Source organism: Pseudidiomarina homiensis, assembly GCF_003987225.1.
Classification (GTDB): Bacteria; Pseudomonadota; Gammaproteobacteria; order Enterobacterales; family Alteromonadaceae; genus Pseudidiomarina; species Pseudidiomarina homiensis.
In genome coordinates this window covers 1,796,381-1,812,958 of the sequence record NZ_PIPX01000001.1, presented here as the reverse complement: position 1 = coordinate 1,812,958, position 16,578 = coordinate 1,796,381, and the positions used below count along the sequence as shown (strand labels likewise).

Genomic DNA, 16,578 nt, shown 5'->3' with positions numbered 1-16,578 from the left:
ACCTGAAAATTAGGCTTTTGAACTAAGGCGTTGGACTTTTGCGGATTGACTACCCGATGAGGAATACGTAGGGGCGTGTTCGGCTGAACTCTCGCGCAACAAATTGAGCATTTGTTGATTGTGGCGCAGGCGGTGATCGATAAGCTCGCCATTGAGGCGGTTGAGTTGTGCAACACGCTGGGCAACTAAACGCATTGCATTCCAGTCGTTTACGGTATTTTCTTGTACCGCAAAAGCTTGCATATCACGTGGTGAATTACTAAACCCAGCTTGTTGAGCAAACTCGTCGCGTTGGTGTTCCAAACGCTCAAGTTGCTCGTACAATGGTGTTTTATCTGCCGCAACTTGGGTAAGCGCTTCACCGTCAATCGAGCCTTGACTCAACAGCTGTTGCTCGTGTTCGAGGAGCTGCTTGAGCTTTTCAAGTAACTGATGTTGCTGCTGTACGACAGAGCTTAGCGACATTAGGACTGGCCACTCTCGGTGAGTTCCTGCAATAACGCATCGGCGATTTGGTCTGTCCGCATCGTGAGCTGACCGTCACGGATAGCTTGACGGAGCTCATCCACACGAGCTTGATCAATGTCCATGCTGCTATCTTGAGCCGTCGTGCTAAAGTGCGTGACGACTTCAGCAGCTTGTTGTTGTGCCGCTGAGGAATCAGTTGCTTTCTTCGCTTGTTCAGATGAACGTTGCGAGTCAACTTGATTTAAATTGTTAGGTGGTTGAAATCCATTGATTTTCACGAGAAATCACCTCTTTTGGAATCGCTGTCTACCCTTAACTATCGGCGGCTCAGCACATTTCTTTAGGGTAGAAGCGAAAAATTATTTTGCAACTTCAGCCTTGTTCTCACCGACGATTTTAACGTTCAGCGTTTTACGATTTTGCAATTGCACCCGAATGATATCGCCGATGGCACCTTGGTTTAAAGCTTTTGCTTGCTGTTCCACGTGGAACCCTTGTCCAGCATAGCGCACGGTAATCATGTCGCCGTAGTTTATCACGTTTGTTTGGTTCAGGAGCGACTCGGTAAGTGCTGCTCCTGCATTGATCGAGCGGCGTAGTGACCAGTTCGACGTAAGGCTCTGTAATGACACGTGTTCGGCAAGCAACACATCTTGCGGTAGCTTACGCAGATCACCCGTTACCATGTTGATGTCCGCCGCCGTTAACTTTTGCTCCGCCGCAATGGCGCGCGCTGTCACCCAGTAGCTCGCACTCGCTGAAACGTCGACTTGGAGAAAAAGCGGTCGTTGTGCTGCAGCTTCACAGCTCACCTTGAGAACGACGCGACCCAATACCTTATCGGGACGATGGGTAAAGTTGAGTAATGGTTGGCTGCAAGCATTGAAATAAAGCGCAGCGGCATCCGCGTTGCGGATGCTAACGTCAATGTTTTGGTACGCAGGGTCAGCATGGCGTTGCAAAAAGCTCGTTACGCTTTTTTGCCACGACGGCTGCTGCCGCGAAGGCTCTTCAGCCATTGCTGGCGCACTTATTATTAGCAAGACCCACAGCGAGGCCAGCCTGCGAAAACGCATATCAAAACCTATTCAGCATAAGAACTGCACAAAGTATAAGCAGGGGTGAGTTTTTAAAACGTTCGAAATAGGACTTAAAAAATCCCCTTTTCTTTGCTTTGTCTTCCAATTGAGCGCTGTACTCTGCATCGTGTAATGGAGGGTTTAGTCATGATTGACAAGTTATCGAACGCACTACAATTTCAACAACAAGCTTTGGCGTTACGTGAACAGCGGCAACATGTGTTGGCCGACAATATTGCGAATGCGGACACGCCCAACTATAAAGCCCGCGACTTTGATTTTAAAGCTGAATTGCAACGCGCAACAGCTCAGCAAAGCGGCCCCGTTAGTGTGGCTAAAACCCATGCGGGGCATATGTCAGTAGGCGTCTCGAACACCCCCGATGTAGATCTTATGTATCGTAATCCAGCGCAGAATCGCCTTGATGGCAACACCGTTGATATGGACAAGGAGCGCGCAGCGTTTCTTGAAAATTCACTGCGTTATCAAGCGGACATTCAGTTTATGGATGACAAAATCAGCGGCCTGCGCAAGGCCATGCAACCTGAGCAATAGGAGCTAGCAAATGGCTGATTTCTCTATTTTAGATATTTCTGGCTCAGCACTGTCTGCGCAATCCAAGCGGATGAATGTGGCCGCGAGCAATTTAGCGAATGCGAATAGTGTCGCTGGGCCAAATGGTGAACCGTACAAAGCGAAGCAAGTGATTTTTGAGCAACAGTTAGCCAGTGGTGGCGTAGCGGTAAAAGAGGTCGTAGCTTCAGAAGCCCCTCCTCGTATGGAGTACAAGCCTGGGCATCCGCTTGCGAATGACGAAGGTTACGTGGCGATGCCAAATGTCGATCCGGTTGCTGAAATGGTGAATATGATTTCTGCCAGCCGTTCTTATCAAGCAAACGTTGAGGTAATGAACACCAATAAAGATTTGCTGATGCGTACACTCACCATCGGTAAAGGCTAGGAGGCGTGATGAATACCATCGACAGTAATGTGCTGAATCAAATCAACCAAGCACCGAAATCTGAGCAAATTGCATCCGATAGCGAGAGCATGCGGAACAACTTTATGACCTTGTTGGTCACGCAATTGCGCAATCAAGATCCATTGAACCCAATGGAAAATAACGAAATGACTTCGCAGTTAGCGCAAATCAACACGGTGAGCGGGATCGAGTCATTGAACACGACGATGCAAAACATCAATGGCCAGATTGAAGCCGGCCAAGCGATGCAAGCCTCGGCCATGATTGGTCGAGCAGTGTTGGTCCCAGGGCAGCGCATCATGGTTGGCGCGGAAGCCAATGACATTACGCCGTTCGGCTTCGAGCTCAACAGCCCAGCTGAAAGCGTAAAGGTCAATATTTTCAATGAAAGCGGAATGTTAGTTCGACAGATGGATCTCGGCAGCGTTGGGTCAGGCACCCAGACGTTTACTTGGGATGGTCAGATGAATGATGGCAATACTGCGCCCGCAGGTGCATACCGTTTTGCGATTGAAGCCAACAATGGCGAGCAAGCTGTCACTTCAGAAACATTTAATTACGCTCAGGTCATTGCGGTAAGTAACAGCGCCGAAGATGGCGTTCGTTTGGACTTAGGCGGAATTTTTGAACCTGTGCGTTTACAAGACGTACGGCAAATCATTTAAGGAGCTCGATTATGGGTTTTTCACAAGCACTTTCAGGTTTACGCGCAGCGGCAACGAATCTTGATGTCGTTAGTAATAACATTGCGAACTCACAAGTGGTTGGTTTCAAATCAGCCCGCGCACAATTTGCTGACGTATACGCCAGTGCGCAGGTGGGTTTGGGTACTCGAGTAGCTGGTATTTTCCAAGACTTTAGTGATGGCAACATCGAAGCGACGTCACGTAACATGGACTTAGCGATTGCCGGTAAAGGCTTTTTCCGCATGGATCAGCAAGACCAAATCCAGTTCTCTCGTAATGGTCAGTTCACCATTGATAAAAACGGCTACATTGTCAACGCAGACGGCGCACGATTAACGGGTTACCCACGCGGTGAGGGCTTCGGTGGTCAACCTGAAGTTCTGCAAATTCCTTCTGCTGGACTTGAGGCGAACCAAACTGCCAACGTATCGGGTGTCTTCAACCTCGATGCAGGAAGCCCTGTTTTGCCTGCCGGCACGTTTGATATCAACGATTCGGACACCTACTCGTATGCCAACTCAATCACTATGTACGACTCCCTGGGTAATGCGCATCCGAGCATGATGTACTTTACCAAAATTGGTGATAACCAGTGGGAAGTCCGCATTTCACGTGGCGGTGAGCTGGCTCCTGAAGTGGGACAAATTGACTTCGATACCAATGGCTTGCTCGTCAACCAAACGAACATGGATGCCTTTACTTTTGCGCCGGGCGCCGGTGCGGCGAATATGTCGGTTGATTTTGAACTTGATGGCACCACCCAATTTGCCAATCAATTTGAACAAACAGAAATCGCTCAAGACGGTTATGTCTCAGGCACCTTGATGCAAGTTGCCGTCGATGAAAATGGCGGCATTATCGGCACCTATTCAAACGAACAACAGGTGACTTTAGGAACCGTAGCTTTAGCAAACTTCCAAAGTCTTGAAGGCTTAAAGTCAGTTGGTGGTAATGCTTGGATTGAAACAAAAAGCTCGGGTATCCCGATTCTTTCAGTTCCTGGTGAAGGTCAGTTTGGTTCGTTGATGTCTGGTGCAGTAGAGGCGTCAAACGTCGACTTAACGCAAGAGCTAGTCGCCATGATCATTGCGCAGCGTAACTATCAAGCGAACGCGCAAAGCATCAAAGCGCAGGACGAAGCCTTACAGACAACCATGCAGTTGAAGTAAGACTGAAGGGGTAAACCGATGGACGCAATGATCTATACCGCAATGAATGGTGCGCGCCAAACGCTCGATGAGCAGACGGTGGTCACGCACAATTTAAGCAACGTTTCGACCACAGGCTTTCGCGCGCAGCTTGCTGCTGCGCGAGCTGTCCCGGTAAACGGCGTCGGTGTGCATGATACGCGCGTGGCATCGGTTGCCGCAACGGGGCTATTCAACAACCAGCAAGGCGCACTGCAAACGACCGAGCGCGAGCTTGACGTCGCTTTGGCGGAAAACAATTGGCTGGCGGTACAAACACCAGCTGGCGAGGCTTACACCAAGCGTGGTGACTTGCAAGTTGATGCCAATGGCCAGTTAAGCGTCAACGGCATGCCGGTGCTGGGCGATGGTGGGCCTATCATGATTCCGATGGGCACGCAGTTATCGATTGGCGACGATGGCACCATAAGCGGTATTGGGCTTGGTGGCGATCCGAATGAACTGGTCCCTTTTGATCGCATGAAATTAGTACGGGTCGATCAACCCAATCAACTTGAACGTCGTGAGGACGGCTGGTTCCAGTCGCTTAGCGGTGCTCCTTTGGCGCGCGATGAAAACGGCAGTTTACGTTCGGGCGCCTTGGAAAGTAGCAACGTCAATGCGGTTGAAGCCATGGTGGCGATGATTGATACCCAGCGACGTTACGAACTCAATATGAACGTTATCAAAACCGCAGATGAATCTGCTCAGCAGGCCAACAGCTTGCTCTCGGTGAAAGGTTAAAGGGGGTTACCCATGATTAAGTCACTATGGATCGCGAAAACCGGGTTAACTGCCCAGCAACAACAGCTTGATGTGATTACCAACAACTTATCGAACGTTAACACGTCAGGTTTTAAGCGCTCGCGCGCAGTTTTTGAAGACTTGCTGTATCAAAACATGCGCCAACCAGGCGCAATGAATAACGCGCAAGATTCATTACCTTCAGGCTTACAAGTAGGTTCTGGGGTGCGCACAGTCGCCACCGAGCGTTTGCATACGCAGGGCGCACTGAATAACACCGGTAACTCTCGCGACCTCGCGATTAACGGTAAAGGTTACTTTCAAGTATTGATGCCTGATGGCTCGCGCGCGTACACACGCGATGGCAGCTTTCAGATCAACGAAGATGGACAAATGGTGACCGCCAACGGATTACCTTTAGAGCCAGCGATTTTTCTGCCTGCCAATGCGCTGAGCGTCACTATCGGCCAAGACGGTATTGTAACCGTGACCCAACCTGGCAGCCCGCTGGGTAATCAAGTTGGGCAAGTGACGTTGAGTACGTTTATGAATGACGCTGGGTTGGAAGCTCGCGGCGGCAACCTTTACGTCGAAACTCAATCTTCAGGGGCGCCGGTTGAAGCGCTGCCAGGTTATAACGGTGCAGGTACCTTGTATCAGGGGTATGTCGAGGCATCGAATGTGAACGTTGTGGAAGAAATGGTCAACATGATCCAGACCCAACGTGCATACGAAATTAACAGCCGTGCGATTTCAACCAGTGACGAAATGCTGGCGCGTTTAGGTCAGCTTTAAACGCTGAGGAGTGTTGCACATGCGGTTCGTAAACCTTTACATTATTGCGCTGCTTGGGTTGGTCGGTTGTTCTTCAGTGCCCGAGCCCGTGGTCGTTGAGCCTTACGAACCTGTCGCGATCCCAGCACCGCAGCCAGCAGAAGCGAATGGTTCCATCTACCAGGCCCAGATTGGTTACGTTCCCTTGTTTGAAGATCAACGGCCGCGTCTAGTCGGTGATGTGATTACCATTGTCCTTGAAGAACAGGTCAATGCGACGAAATCGTCGTCGTCAAATGCAAGCCGCTCAAGCAATGTAGGTGTTGATCTTGAAGGACTACCGGATGTGCTCCAAGAGCTTGCTGATTATGGCTTTGAAGTCGGCAGCGCGAATGATTTCAATGGTTCCGGCGGTTCGAGTGCATCCAACCAATTTTCGGGCGTCATTACCGTTCAAGTCACGCAAGTCTTACCTAACGGAAACTTGCAAGTGCGTGGTGAAAAACAAATTGCGATTAACCAAGGAACTGAGTTTATTCGCTTTTCCGGAATCGTCAATCCGCGCATGGTGAGTGGCCAAAACACTGTGTTATCGACCCACGTCGCCGAAGCACGCTTAGAGTATATCGGTGATGGTTATATTACCGGTGCACAGCGCATGGGCTGGTTACAGCGCTTTTTCAATTACGTGTCGCCACTGTAAAGCAAACGAGGTCATGTCGTTATGTTGTCTGTAAAAAAGGCTTTTTTCTTACTCGCTTTATTGCTCACTAGCGAAATAGCCTGTGCTGAACCGATTAAGCAATTAGCGGACTTTGCTGGCGTACGGCCCAACAACCTTGTTGGCTACGGTCTTGTCGTGGGCCTCGATGGTAGTGGTGACCAAACCATGCAAGCGCCATTTACCGGGCAAAGTATGGTGAATATGTTGTCACAGCTTGGGGTGACGATTCCGCCGGGAACCAATATGCAATTGCGTAATGTGGCGGCAGTGATGGTGACCGCGACGTTGCCCGCATTTGCCAGACCTGGGCAGCGCCTTGATGTGGTGGTGTCATCGATGGGGAATGCGCGTAGTTTACGCGGTGGAACATTGTTAATGACGCCACTCAAAGGTGTAGATGGGCAAGTTTACGCCTTGGCTCAAGGTAATCTACTTATCAATGGTGTTAGCGCTGAAGCACAAGGGGCCTCGGCGGTGATTAATCAACAGGCGGGTGGACGAATCACCGGCGGTGCTATTGTTGAGCGTTCAGTGGCGCTGGATTTAGGCCGCAATGCCGGCATGCTGCAATTGAATCTCAAGCAACCGGATTTTGCCACTGCCCAGCGCATGATGGATGCCATCAATCAAGAGTTTGGTTTCGGAACCGCAGAAGCCTTAGATGGCGGTACGTTGCAACTACAGGGGCCAACCGATTCAAGTCAACGTGTGCGTTTTATGGCACAAGTTCAGCAACTGAACGTTAATCCAAGTGCGCAGTCACCTCGTGTGGTGTTGAATTCGCGCAGTGGTGCGGTAGTCATTAGCGGGCCGGTGCGGTTGCGGCAAGCAGCCGTTGCCCACGGTAACTTGTCGGTCACCATCAGCTCCGAGCCATTTGTCAGTCAGCCAGGACCATTGAGTGGCGGCGATACTGTGGTGGGTACCACTAGCGACATTACTATTGAACAAGAAGCGGGCACGTTACGGGTTGTTGAAGGTGTCGATTTAATGGCTGTTGTCGATGCATTGAACAGTCTTGGCGCGACGCCAAATGACCTGATGGCGATCTTGCAAGCGTTGCAAACGTCGGGCGCTTTGCGTGCCGAGTTGGAGATTATCTAATGGCAGATATGAGTGCACTACATGGTGTAGCAATGGATGGTAAGCAGCTGGATTCGTTAAAAACGTTGAATCAACGAAATCCCGAGAAAGCTGCTGAACAAGCCGCGCAACAATTCGAGGCTCTGTTTATCCAGCAGATGATGAAAACCATGCGACAAGCGGGCGGTGAGTCAGAGTTCTTTAGCAGTAATGCCATGCGCACTTACACTGACATGCTAGATCAGCAGTTTTCGAGCGAGCTTGCGCAACGCGGCATTGGCCTTGCCGAGCAGTTACTTGGCGAGTTACAACAAAAAGCAAAATAACCCTTAAGTTTTTGCTGTTTCGGCCGATGCTAAAAGTAAGTTGCAGAGGAATGATTGCATGAGCATTTTTTCAATTGGCTTAAGTGGTTTGCGCGCGGCGCAAGCGGGTCTCTACGCCACCAGTAATAACATCAGTAACGTCAACACTGACGGTTATAATCGAGAGTTGGTAAACCTCTCTGAGAACCGTATGCAAGGTGTCGAAGTCGATGGCATTACGCGACAGTTCAATCAGTTTGTGGCGACGCGCCTGAACGCTGCAAGTGGCAGCTATGAATCGTTGGAAACTTACTATTCTCAGGTACGCCAAATTGACAATGTATTGTCCGATGAGCGCTCGGGCTTGAATGCGGTCATGGAAAAGTTTTTTGGTGCGCTAAGCCAGTTTGCTGGCAATCCGGCAGACCCATCAGCACGCGAAGGCGTACTCGGCACTGCAAGTACGCTTACCGCTCAGTTTCGTTCTTTTGATAACTATCTGCGCGACATCGAAACCAACGTTAACTCGCAAGTGAAGTTCGAAGTCGACGCAATTAATACAATGACGGGGCAAGTCGCTTCGTTAAACGAAGAAATTCTAATGGCTCGTGCCGTTTCTGGGGTCGCACCAAACAGTCTATTGAACCAACGTGATCAAATCGTGCACGAGCTGAGCCAGAAGATGGATGTGCGTGTTTATGAGCAAAAGTCAGGCTCGTATACCCTATCGTTAAGCAATGGTTCGCCGTTGGTTGCAGGTGATCGTGTTTATCAACTGGAAACAGTGACCGATCCTGCGGACCCATCGCGGGTAAGCATTATGTACAACGACGTGGCGGGCAATCCAGTTGCATTAAAGGATAGTGTTTTTAGTCGCGGTGCTGTAGCTGGTTTGTTGGAGTTTCGCGCGCAAAGCTTAGATAAGATTCGTGACCAATTGGGTCAGATGGTCGTGGCGTTTGCCTCGGCCTTTAATGAGCAACACATGGCGGGTACCGACCTTAACCAGCAGCCGGGGCAGGCAATGTTCTCGCTCGGACAAACGGTCACCAACACCAACCTTCAAAATGCTGGTACAGCGACCGCAACAACGACCATTACTGACCCGCAAGCCTTGCTGGCGACGGGTTACGATGTTAAGCAAACCGCAACTGGGCTAGAAGTCACGCGTTTAGATAACGGTAAACAAGTCGCCGCAACCTTTGACGCAGGAACGAATACCTTGTCGTTTAATGGTCTTGAAGTTGCCTTTGATGCCGGAACATTGGTCGATGGCGATCGCTTCCGCGTGAATCCTTTGCGCGAGCAAGCTGCTAATTTTGACTTATTGCTTACCGAAGGTTCTGAGCTCGCGGCCGCGCAGTCGAATGCGAGTGGTGATAACCGCAATGCGCTGGCATTGAGTCAACTGCAAGGTGACTTGATCGTCGAAGGTAATGCGACGGTGAGCCAAGCCTACGGCGCTATGATTAGTAGTCTCGGCAACCAGATCAATGTGGTGCAAGCCAATATGGCTGCGCAGCAAGGGCTTACCGAGCAACTTGAAGGTCTGCAGCAATCCGAATCTGGAGTCAATCTTGACGAAGAGGCAGCGAACCTTATTCGCTATCAACAGTATTACCAAGCCAACGCCAAAGTCATCGAGACGGGCTCGACCTTGCTTGATACGATTTTATCGCTTAGATAACGGAGCTGGACATGCGTATTAGCACCCCCACCATGTACAACTTGAATGTGTCGTCGATGAACCGACAACAGGCCGAGTTCAGTCAAATCAGTCAGCAAATTGCGAGTGGCAAGCGAGTTGTGAATATTGCTGATGATCCGCAGGCGATGACGCAGGCGGTGAATATTAGACAGTCCAAGGCTGTAACTGAGCAATATGCTGAGGCGCGGGTTGGTGTGCGGAATTCACTTGCACAAGAAGAAAACGTGCTCAATACCGTTAGCGATGTTTATGCACGTGCGAAGACGCTGCTCGTACAAGCATCTAGCGATACCTTGGCTGACCCTGATCGCGCGGCAGTAGCGAGTGAACTTAAGGGGCTGTATGAGTCGCTGCAGGGGCTTGCAAATACGCGTGATGGTAATGGCCGTTATTTGTTTGGTGGGTACCAAGATGATACCGCGCCGTTTATCAAAAATGGCGCGGGTACCGTCGACTATGTTGGCAATACCAATGTCCGTGAACAGCAAATTGATGGCGACCGCCGCATGGCGATCGGTCATAGCGGTCAAGATGTATTTCTAAATGTGCATAACAGCGCAAATTACGGCGTGCAAGCCGATGCAGCGAATCAAGGCGCGTTGCGTTTTGATAACGTGAATATTATTGACCCTAATGATCCTAATTTCGGCCAACAATACGACATTACGTTTGAAGAAAATGCTGGGCAATTACAGTACCGCGTTAACGGTGGCGCAGCCATTGATTATAATGATCCGATGAAAATTCCATTGGACGGCATTGAGCTCGAGGTCAACGGTGTTCCAGTGGCGGGTGATCAGCTCACAGTGGCGCGCGGCGCCGACTTGAATACCAATATTTTCCGCACCTTTGAACAAGCTATCGCAGTGCTTGACCAGCCAGCGGCGACGGATAATCAAAAGGCCAATCGTGCCAATCAGATTCGCTCGGCAATGCAGCAATTCGATAATAGTTTGGATAACGTTTTAACCACCCGTGCCGAAGTGGGAGCGCGTCTCAATGAGCTAGACGGCCTCGATACGATTGGTGGTAATCGTGAGCTTGCCTATGAGCAAGCGTTATCTGACTTGGTCGACCTTAATTATGTTGAGGCCAGTGCGGAGTATAGTTTACGTATTGTCGGCTTACAGGCGGCGCAAAAGACGTTTGTTTCGATGAAAGAAATGAGCCTGTTTAAGTTCCTTTAAGGGCCAACGAACAGCGTATCTAAAAAGTTAAAGCCGAGCTGGAATAGGTTTTGTAAGTAATAGCCCAGCTCGGTCATTAGCACCACTAATAACACCATTCCTAACGTCAGTGACATCGGAAAGCCGACTGAGAAAACGGTTAACTGTGGCGCTGAACGATTCAAGATGCCCAAGGTTAAGTTGACGATGAGCAACGCACCAAAGACCGGTAAGGCAAGCAATATCCCCGAGCTAAATACCATCCCCCCAAGTCGCGCAATCGATTCAAAGACGCCGCTTTCGAAAGAGCCAAAACTCGCGATGGGCATCCAAGTAAAAGACCGTACTACGATTTCGAGCAAGATAAGGTGTCCGTCGATCGTGACGAACAGAAGTGTTGCGAAGACATAAAAAAAGCGCGAGAGAATCATCGTATTGGCGCCGCTGTCGGGCGAAAAGAAGGTCGCGAAGGCTAGTCCCATTTGCAAACCGATATACTCGCCAGCGGCCTGTACCGCGGCAAAGGTAATTTGCACCACGAAGCCAATGGCAACACCAATAATCAACTGTTCAACGACAATGCCAAAACTTGCCCACGACAACAGCGGAATGTCGGGAATAGCAGGAAGCAGCGGTGCAATGATGATGCTAATTATCGCGGCAACGCCAAGCTTCACCCGGTTCGGCACGCTGGAGTGACTCAGCACCGGAGCAATGAGGAGCAAGCCACTAAAGCGACAAAAAGGCCAAAAGAATAGACTTATCCAGGCTTCGAGTTGGGCAAAGGTGATCGAAACCATAACGTACTGCCTTACTGCAACATGTTAGGAATGTTAGTAAAGAGACGCGTCGTAAAATCAATAATGACTTGTAAGAGATAGGGACCAAGAATCACGAGTACCGCCAAAACACCGAGGATTTTTGGAATAAACGATAAGGTCATTTCATTGATTTGCGTAGCCGCCTGGAACAGGCTGATCAATAGGCCGAGTAACAGCGCAGTTATCAATAACGGTCCAGCAAGGTGCAAACACACAAGCATGGCTTGGTAGGCGATGGTCATGACGGTTTCTGGAGTCATCGCACGACCTTGCTATAAGTAGAAGCTGTTGGCTAATGAACCAATCAGCAGTTGCCAGCCGTCAACCAGCACAAACAACATAAGTTTAAATGGTAGTGAGATTGTGGCCGGAGGCACCATCATCATACCGAGAGCCATCAGTACACTTGCGACAACTAAGTCAATGATTAAAAACGGAATAAAAATCGTGAAGCCGATTTGGAAAGCGGTTTTCAGTTCGCTAGTAACAAACGATGGCACGAGGACCTGAAAGGGTACATCAGCAGGGGTCTGAATAGGACCAACGGCAGCGAGCTCGGCAAACATGGCTAAATCGGACTCACGCGTTTGTGCCAGCATGAATTCCCGCATGGGTTGACCAGCGAGCTCTAAAAAGCGCTCAAAGCCGATGCTTTCTTGGCTGAACGGGAGCCATGCAACGTTATAAACCTCAGTAAACACCGGACCCATGATAAAAAAGGTTAAGAACAGCGCCAGTCCAAGTAGTACCTGATTTGGCGGTGCAGATTGGGTTCCCATTGCGGTGCGCAACAGACTGAAGACGATAATGAGCCTAACAAAACAGGTCATCATCAACAGTACGGCTGGTAGAAAAGTAAGGCTACTGAGAAAAAGTAGTGTTTGTAGGGGTAATGACCAACGCTGGCCGCCGTCATCCGTAGGTTCACTTATCGGCCCAGGGATCGACTGCGCAAAGGCTGTTTCGGGCAGCAGCACTGCGAGCACAAATAAACCAAACAGAACGACGCGCAGCATTAGACTAACCTCTATTTTTTTGCTTTGTTAATTGCTGCTGTAAAGCCGCTTGGAAGCGTGTCGCAAAGGAACCCGACGACGGCTTGGGGATTTCTTGTGGCGCCATTTCGTGCAATTTGGTGATGCTTTGCGGGGTGACCCCTAATACGAGCCAGCGCTCGTCGACTTCGACAATCATCACGCGCTCTTTCGCACCTAGATGACTGACGCTAACTATTTTTGTCCATTTTTGTGCATTGTTGCCGTTTAAAGCAACGCGCTTAAAGACCCAGCCACAAAATAAAATCAGTAGAATAATCAGCAAGAGGATACCGACAACTTGCCCAAATAAGGCAAGACTGCTGGTCATTTCTAAAGGTTGTGGCGAGGTAGTCGCAGTCATTATCGGTTCAACTTTTGTACACGTTCTGATGGCGTGACAATTTCGGTGATGCGGATGCCATATTTATCATCTAAGACGACAACTTCACCTTGGGCAATCAAATAACCGTTGATAAGAATATCCATGGGCTCGCCGGCTAAGCCGTCGAGTTCGACGACGGAACCTTGTGCTAGCTCTAAGAGTTGTTTGATCGTGATTTTGGTACGTCCAAGCTCAACGCTAAGCTTCACCGGAATGTCCATAATCAGATCAAGATCATTCATTGCTGGCTTGGTAGCGCTATTCGCGACGGTTTCGCTATGCGTGGTTTCCGCTTCCGCTAATGCTTCATCCCAAGGTTGCTCTTGATCCTCGGTTTGTTCCGTTGCTTGAGCCGTCTCTTGGCTTTTGTCTTTATTCGTCATGATCATACTCCTTGGCGCGCATTGGCGAGAACACGCTGTTCTTGCGCTCCTTAAAAATTGAATCAGGGAAACGATGATTATTCAGTACGCGCTTCACTTTTAGCGCACGGTTTTCATCGGTGCTACCGAACTCGCATTCCAGCATGGGCAAGCCATTAACGGTCGCTAGGACTGTTTCCGGAAGATCGATAGGAAGCACATCACCGGGTTTGAGCGACATCACCTGAGGTAACCGTAGTGGCAGTTCGACAAAGTCGGCAATAAGCTCGACATGTGACTGTTGCACCTCATGACTGATGCGTTCCCGCCAAGCCTGGTCATTGCGATTACCGCCAAGATCCGCGCGCAAATTTGTGAGTTTTTCCCGCAACGGCTCAACCATTGCGTATGGCATGCAAATCGAGAAATTACTCTCGAGCTGCCCCACCTCTAAATGAAATGTCGTCGTGACCACTATTTCGCTCGGTGAGCTGGTAATCGTCGCAAACTTTGACTGTATTTCGGAACGGATAAAACTTATGTCGAGCGGGTGTACTGCACGCCAAGATTCTTGATAGGCGTCCATTGCTAAATTCAGGACGCGAGTAATGATGCGCTGCTCCGTGCCAGTGAATTCACGCGCTTCGTTACGCGTCATAAAACGGCCATCACCACCAAATAGGTTTTCGACAATCAATGACACGAGTGCATGCGGAAAGACAATCAATGCGCTGCCACGCAGAGGTTTCATCGAAATCATATTGATATTCGATGGTGACGGTGTGGCCTCAGCAAAATCACTAAACCGTTGGTAACGTACAGACTCTACAGTGATGTCGGCGTTGCGTCGCAATAGGTTAAACAAATTCATGCGAAACTGGCGCGCAAACCTTTCATTAATGACTTCTAGAGTATGTAAGCGCTCACGTACAATGCGTGCCTGAGAGGCTGGGTCAAAGGGCTGTTGAGAGACCTTTTTTTTGGTTTTGCTGGACAACTTTTGCGACGGATCAGGCGCAGCTTCGCCACGTCCGACATCGGACGTAGCAAGCATAGCGTCAAGTTCGTCTTGCGAAAGTTGGTGGCCGTTACTCATGTTCTTCCTTTACTGCACAATAAATTCGGTAAAGAGCACATCATTGATTTCAATGGGTTCATCGCCGTTGTACGGTTGGCTTAACGTGCTAGCAATCGATTGTGCGAGCGTCTTCTTGCCTTCCGATTGGGCAATCTTCTCTGCACGTTGACCTGACAATAAAACCAGCAAGCGGTTGCGCACCTGTGGCATATTTTTGTTCAGGGTTTCTTTAACCTTGTCGCTCGGTAATTCAAGGGTTAGCCCAGCATAAAGTAGCCGCGGACCAAATTGATCACTCGCTAGGTTCACGGTAAACGGTGAAATCGAAAGAAAGACTGGATCAGCACTTTCCTGCTCGACAGGTTGTCCATTCCCGGCTGCAGCTTGCGCTGCAATCGAGCGTGTGTCCCATAGCAGCCAAGTATTTAAAGCTACTAGGATCATCATAAAAAACACGAGCACATAAAGCAGTTTTGAACTCGATTTTGCTTGTTGTGCTGCTTGCTCTTTCTTTGTTGCCATTACTGCGCTCCTTTATTTCTACGCATTCCTATCTATGCATAAAGATCCACGCGACCATCATCTGGAACACGGGAACTTTGGTTAGCCGCCATTTCTTCACTATTATTTTCGGCGGATTCGCGCAAATCTAAAGGGTTGTTTGGCGATTGTCGAGTCGATTGTTGTTGCTCCTGCTGGCCAGACTGCTGCCAAGAGCTTTGTTGCTGACTGACGGTACTGTCAGCCAACTGTAAGCCTTGGGCTTGCAACGCTTCACGTAACATTGGTAAGGCGTTTTCTAGAGCGCCACGAACGTGTTGGCTATGCGTCAAAATGTGCAACTGTGTTGCTTTGTCATCTTGAATCAATTGAATCTGCAGTGGGCCTAGATCCGCTGGCCGTAAATGCAATGTCATTTCATTCTGATTGCGCATCACCATTTGCACGACCGAGTCATTAAGTTGTGCTTGCCACGCTTGAGTTCCGACCGACGGTTGTAATACCGATGCTTGGTTCACCGCAGCAGGCATTTGCGCTCGCTCAGTGGTGACGACTTGAATAGTTTGTAGTGCGTGCGGTTGGCTTGTTTGCGCTGACTCCGACGCCGATAACGTTGCCGAAGTACTTACGCCGGTTAAATTTTCAGCTGCAAATGCGGCCGACGATGATGTACTTGTTAATGTTGGAACTTGCTGTTCGGCAGAACGGTTCGCATTGGTCGCAGTCATTTGCGCTGCTTTTAAGCTTTCTGTCGCCGCACGAGATGAATCGCGCGCGGCAGCATTGCCACTAGCGCTTTGCTGTTCGGCTGCGCGAGCTACTTCTACGCGCTGCTGCATACGCTCATGTTGTGCCAGCTCTTGGCTCATCATGGAGGCCTGACCGTTGGCTGGGCTCGCAGTTGCCGTTGCATTGGTCGTTACAAGAGTGCCTGCCATTTCTTTACGGGCTAATGCAGCCTGTTCGGTAACTTGCTGGGCGGCATTCGTTTTATTTTGTGGGGTGGCCTCGGCCGATGCTTGCACACCGTCGGCAGGAGCCGGGTTCGTTCCGTGAGAATGTGCTTTAGGATTCCCCGAATTGGTCAGGGCAGCAGTAGCAATGTCACGTTGGCCGATCGGTAAAGGGTCGAGAGCTGCGTTATTCGCCCGCACTGTTGCGGTAAGCTCTGGTTTTGGCAGTTGCTGAACGTCGCCTTTAGAAGGCTCTTGCGCACGCTGGGCTACCAGTTGCAATTGCGCATTTTGCATTGCTAACCACTGTGCTGCGTCGGGCGATACCATTGCTTCGATGTCTTCAACCGAGGAAAAATCACGCGAGGCGAGTTGCATAGCGTTCTGGCCAGCTGTTTGTTCGGTTGGCTGGGATGAAAGCGCCTGAAAAACATCAGCGAACGCACCTTCGCCTCGCGTGTGGGAGTCTTGGTTCGCATCTTGACGCGCACTAAAGGCGTGCGTCAGAGCTTTCAGTAAAGCGAGTTGAACCATGTGT

General features: G+C 49.9%; 22 protein-coding genes. 11 read left to right on the top strand and 11 right to left on the bottom strand.

Annotation, left to right across the window (positions count from 1 at the left end):
* Positions 1-9: 9 nt before the first annotated feature.
* The 3 genes from CWI70_RS08685 to flgA form a co-directional block, all read right to left on the bottom strand.
* On the bottom strand, positions 10-465 hold the full coding sequence (locus CWI70_RS08685) for a flagella synthesis protein FlgN (RefSeq protein ID WP_126772357.1): 456 nt from the start codon (positions 463-465) through the stop codon (positions 10-12).
* Positions 465-746, bottom strand: a complete 282-nt coding sequence (gene flgM / locus CWI70_RS08680) for a flagellar biosynthesis anti-sigma factor FlgM (protein WP_241967847.1) — start codon at positions 744-746, stop codon at positions 465-467. Before flgM ends, CWI70_RS08685 begins: the two co-directional genes overlap by 1 nt.
* 81 nt (positions 747-827) lie before the next feature.
* On the bottom strand, positions 828-1,487 hold the full coding sequence (flgA, locus tag CWI70_RS08675) for a flagellar basal body P-ring formation chaperone FlgA (RefSeq protein ID WP_157980888.1): 660 nt from the start codon (positions 1,485-1,487) through the stop codon (positions 828-830).
* 207 nt (positions 1,488-1,694) lie between these two features.
* Between flgA and flgB the strand changes: the two genes are divergently transcribed.
* Genes flgB through flgL form a run of 11 tightly spaced genes read left to right on the top strand, consistent with a single transcriptional unit; the run spans position 1,695 to position 10,927 of the window.
* The gene (gene flgB / locus CWI70_RS08670; RefSeq protein ID WP_126772352.1) at positions 1,695-2,102 is read left to right on the top strand and encodes a flagellar basal body rod protein FlgB; all 408 of its coding nucleotides are present in this window, start codon (positions 1,695-1,697) and stop codon (positions 2,100-2,102) included.
* 10 nt (positions 2,103-2,112) lie between these two features.
* Positions 2,113-2,508 (top strand): flagellar basal body rod protein FlgC, encoded by a 396-nt coding sequence (gene flgC, locus CWI70_RS08665; RefSeq protein ID WP_126772349.1) that lies wholly within the window; start codon positions 2,113-2,115, stop codon positions 2,506-2,508.
* Positions 2,509-2,516: 8 nt separating this feature from the next.
* Positions 2,517-3,194: a flagellar hook assembly protein FlgD gene (locus tag CWI70_RS08660; RefSeq protein ID WP_126772347.1), complete on the top strand. Its 678-nt coding sequence runs from the start codon at positions 2,517-2,519 to the stop codon at positions 3,192-3,194.
* Between the two features lie 11 nt (positions 3,195-3,205).
* Positions 3,206-4,384 carry a flagellar hook protein FlgE gene (gene flgE / locus CWI70_RS08655; protein WP_126772344.1) on the top strand — a complete coding sequence of 393 codons (1,179 nt, stop codon included), beginning with the start codon at positions 3,206-3,208 and terminating at the stop codon, positions 4,382-4,384.
* Between the two features lie 18 nt (positions 4,385-4,402).
* On the top strand, positions 4,403-5,146 hold the full coding sequence (locus CWI70_RS08650; RefSeq protein WP_126772341.1) for a flagellar basal body rod protein FlgF: 744 nt from the start codon (positions 4,403-4,405) through the stop codon (positions 5,144-5,146).
* 12 nt (positions 5,147-5,158) lie between these two features.
* The gene (gene flgG / locus CWI70_RS08645; protein ID WP_126772340.1) at positions 5,159-5,941 is read left to right on the top strand and encodes a flagellar basal-body rod protein FlgG; all 783 of its coding nucleotides are present in this window, start codon (positions 5,159-5,161) and stop codon (positions 5,939-5,941) included.
* Positions 5,942-5,960: 19 nt separating this feature from the next.
* Positions 5,961-6,623 carry a flagellar basal body L-ring protein FlgH gene (locus CWI70_RS08640; protein ID WP_126772338.1) on the top strand — a complete coding sequence of 221 codons (663 nt, stop codon included), beginning with the start codon at positions 5,961-5,963 and terminating at the stop codon, positions 6,621-6,623.
* A 21-nt stretch (positions 6,624-6,644) separates the two neighbouring features.
* The gene (locus tag CWI70_RS08635; protein ID WP_126772335.1) at positions 6,645-7,748 is read left to right on the top strand and encodes a flagellar basal body P-ring protein FlgI; all 1,104 of its coding nucleotides are present in this window, start codon (positions 6,645-6,647) and stop codon (positions 7,746-7,748) included.
* Positions 7,748-8,053 carry a rod-binding protein gene (locus CWI70_RS08630; protein WP_126772333.1) on the top strand — a complete coding sequence of 102 codons (306 nt, stop codon included), beginning with the start codon at positions 7,748-7,750 and terminating at the stop codon, positions 8,051-8,053. Before CWI70_RS08635 ends, CWI70_RS08630 begins: the two co-directional genes overlap by 1 nt.
* Positions 8,054-8,111: 58 nt before the next feature.
* Positions 8,112-9,719: a flagellar hook-associated protein FlgK gene (gene flgK, locus CWI70_RS08625; RefSeq protein WP_126772330.1), complete on the top strand. Its 1,608-nt coding sequence runs from the start codon at positions 8,112-8,114 to the stop codon at positions 9,717-9,719.
* Positions 9,720-9,730: 11 nt separating this feature from the next.
* A complete protein-coding gene (gene flgL, locus CWI70_RS08620; RefSeq protein WP_126772328.1) occupies positions 9,731-10,927 on the top strand; it encodes a flagellar hook-associated protein FlgL in 1,197 nt (398 codons plus the stop codon).
* Here the strand turns inward: flgL and fliR are convergent.
* The 8 genes from fliR to CWI70_RS08580 are packed head-to-tail and all read right to left on the bottom strand — an operon-like array spanning position 10,924 to position 16,574.
* On the bottom strand, positions 10,924-11,706 hold the full coding sequence (fliR, locus tag CWI70_RS08615; RefSeq protein WP_126772325.1) for a flagellar biosynthetic protein FliR: 783 nt from the start codon (positions 11,704-11,706) through the stop codon (positions 10,924-10,926). The genes flgL and fliR overlap by 4 nt on opposite strands.
* Positions 11,707-11,717: 11 nt before the next feature.
* Positions 11,718-11,987: a flagellar biosynthesis protein FliQ gene (fliQ, locus tag CWI70_RS08610; protein WP_126772322.1), complete on the bottom strand. Its 270-nt coding sequence runs from the start codon at positions 11,985-11,987 to the stop codon at positions 11,718-11,720.
* 12 nt (positions 11,988-11,999) lie between these two features.
* Entirely contained in the window at positions 12,000-12,743 is a 744-nt protein-coding gene (fliP, locus tag CWI70_RS08605) for a flagellar type III secretion system pore protein FliP (protein WP_126772319.1), read from the bottom strand.
* Between the two features lie 4 nt (positions 12,744-12,747).
* On the bottom strand, positions 12,748-13,125 hold the full coding sequence (gene fliO / locus CWI70_RS08600; RefSeq protein ID WP_126772316.1) for a flagellar biosynthetic protein FliO: 378 nt from the start codon (positions 13,123-13,125) through the stop codon (positions 12,748-12,750).
* Positions 13,125-13,529 carry a flagellar motor switch protein FliN gene (gene fliN / locus CWI70_RS08595; protein WP_126772313.1) on the bottom strand — a complete coding sequence of 135 codons (405 nt, stop codon included), beginning with the start codon at positions 13,527-13,529 and terminating at the stop codon, positions 13,125-13,127. Before fliN ends, fliO begins: the two co-directional genes overlap by 1 nt.
* Entirely contained in the window at positions 13,519-14,604 is a 1,086-nt protein-coding gene (gene fliM / locus CWI70_RS08590) for a flagellar motor switch protein FliM (protein ID WP_126772310.1), read from the bottom strand. The genes fliN and fliM overlap by 11 nt, the downstream gene beginning before the upstream one ends.
* A 9-nt stretch (positions 14,605-14,613) precedes the next feature.
* On the bottom strand, positions 14,614-15,108 hold the full coding sequence (fliL, locus tag CWI70_RS08585; protein ID WP_126772307.1) for a flagellar basal body-associated protein FliL: 495 nt from the start codon (positions 15,106-15,108) through the stop codon (positions 14,614-14,616).
* A gap of 32 nt (positions 15,109-15,140) precedes the next feature.
* Positions 15,141-16,574 carry a flagellar hook-length control protein FliK gene (locus tag CWI70_RS08580; RefSeq protein WP_126772304.1) on the bottom strand — a complete coding sequence of 478 codons (1,434 nt, stop codon included), beginning with the start codon at positions 16,572-16,574 and terminating at the stop codon, positions 15,141-15,143.
* Positions 16,575-16,578 lie beyond the last annotated feature (4 nt).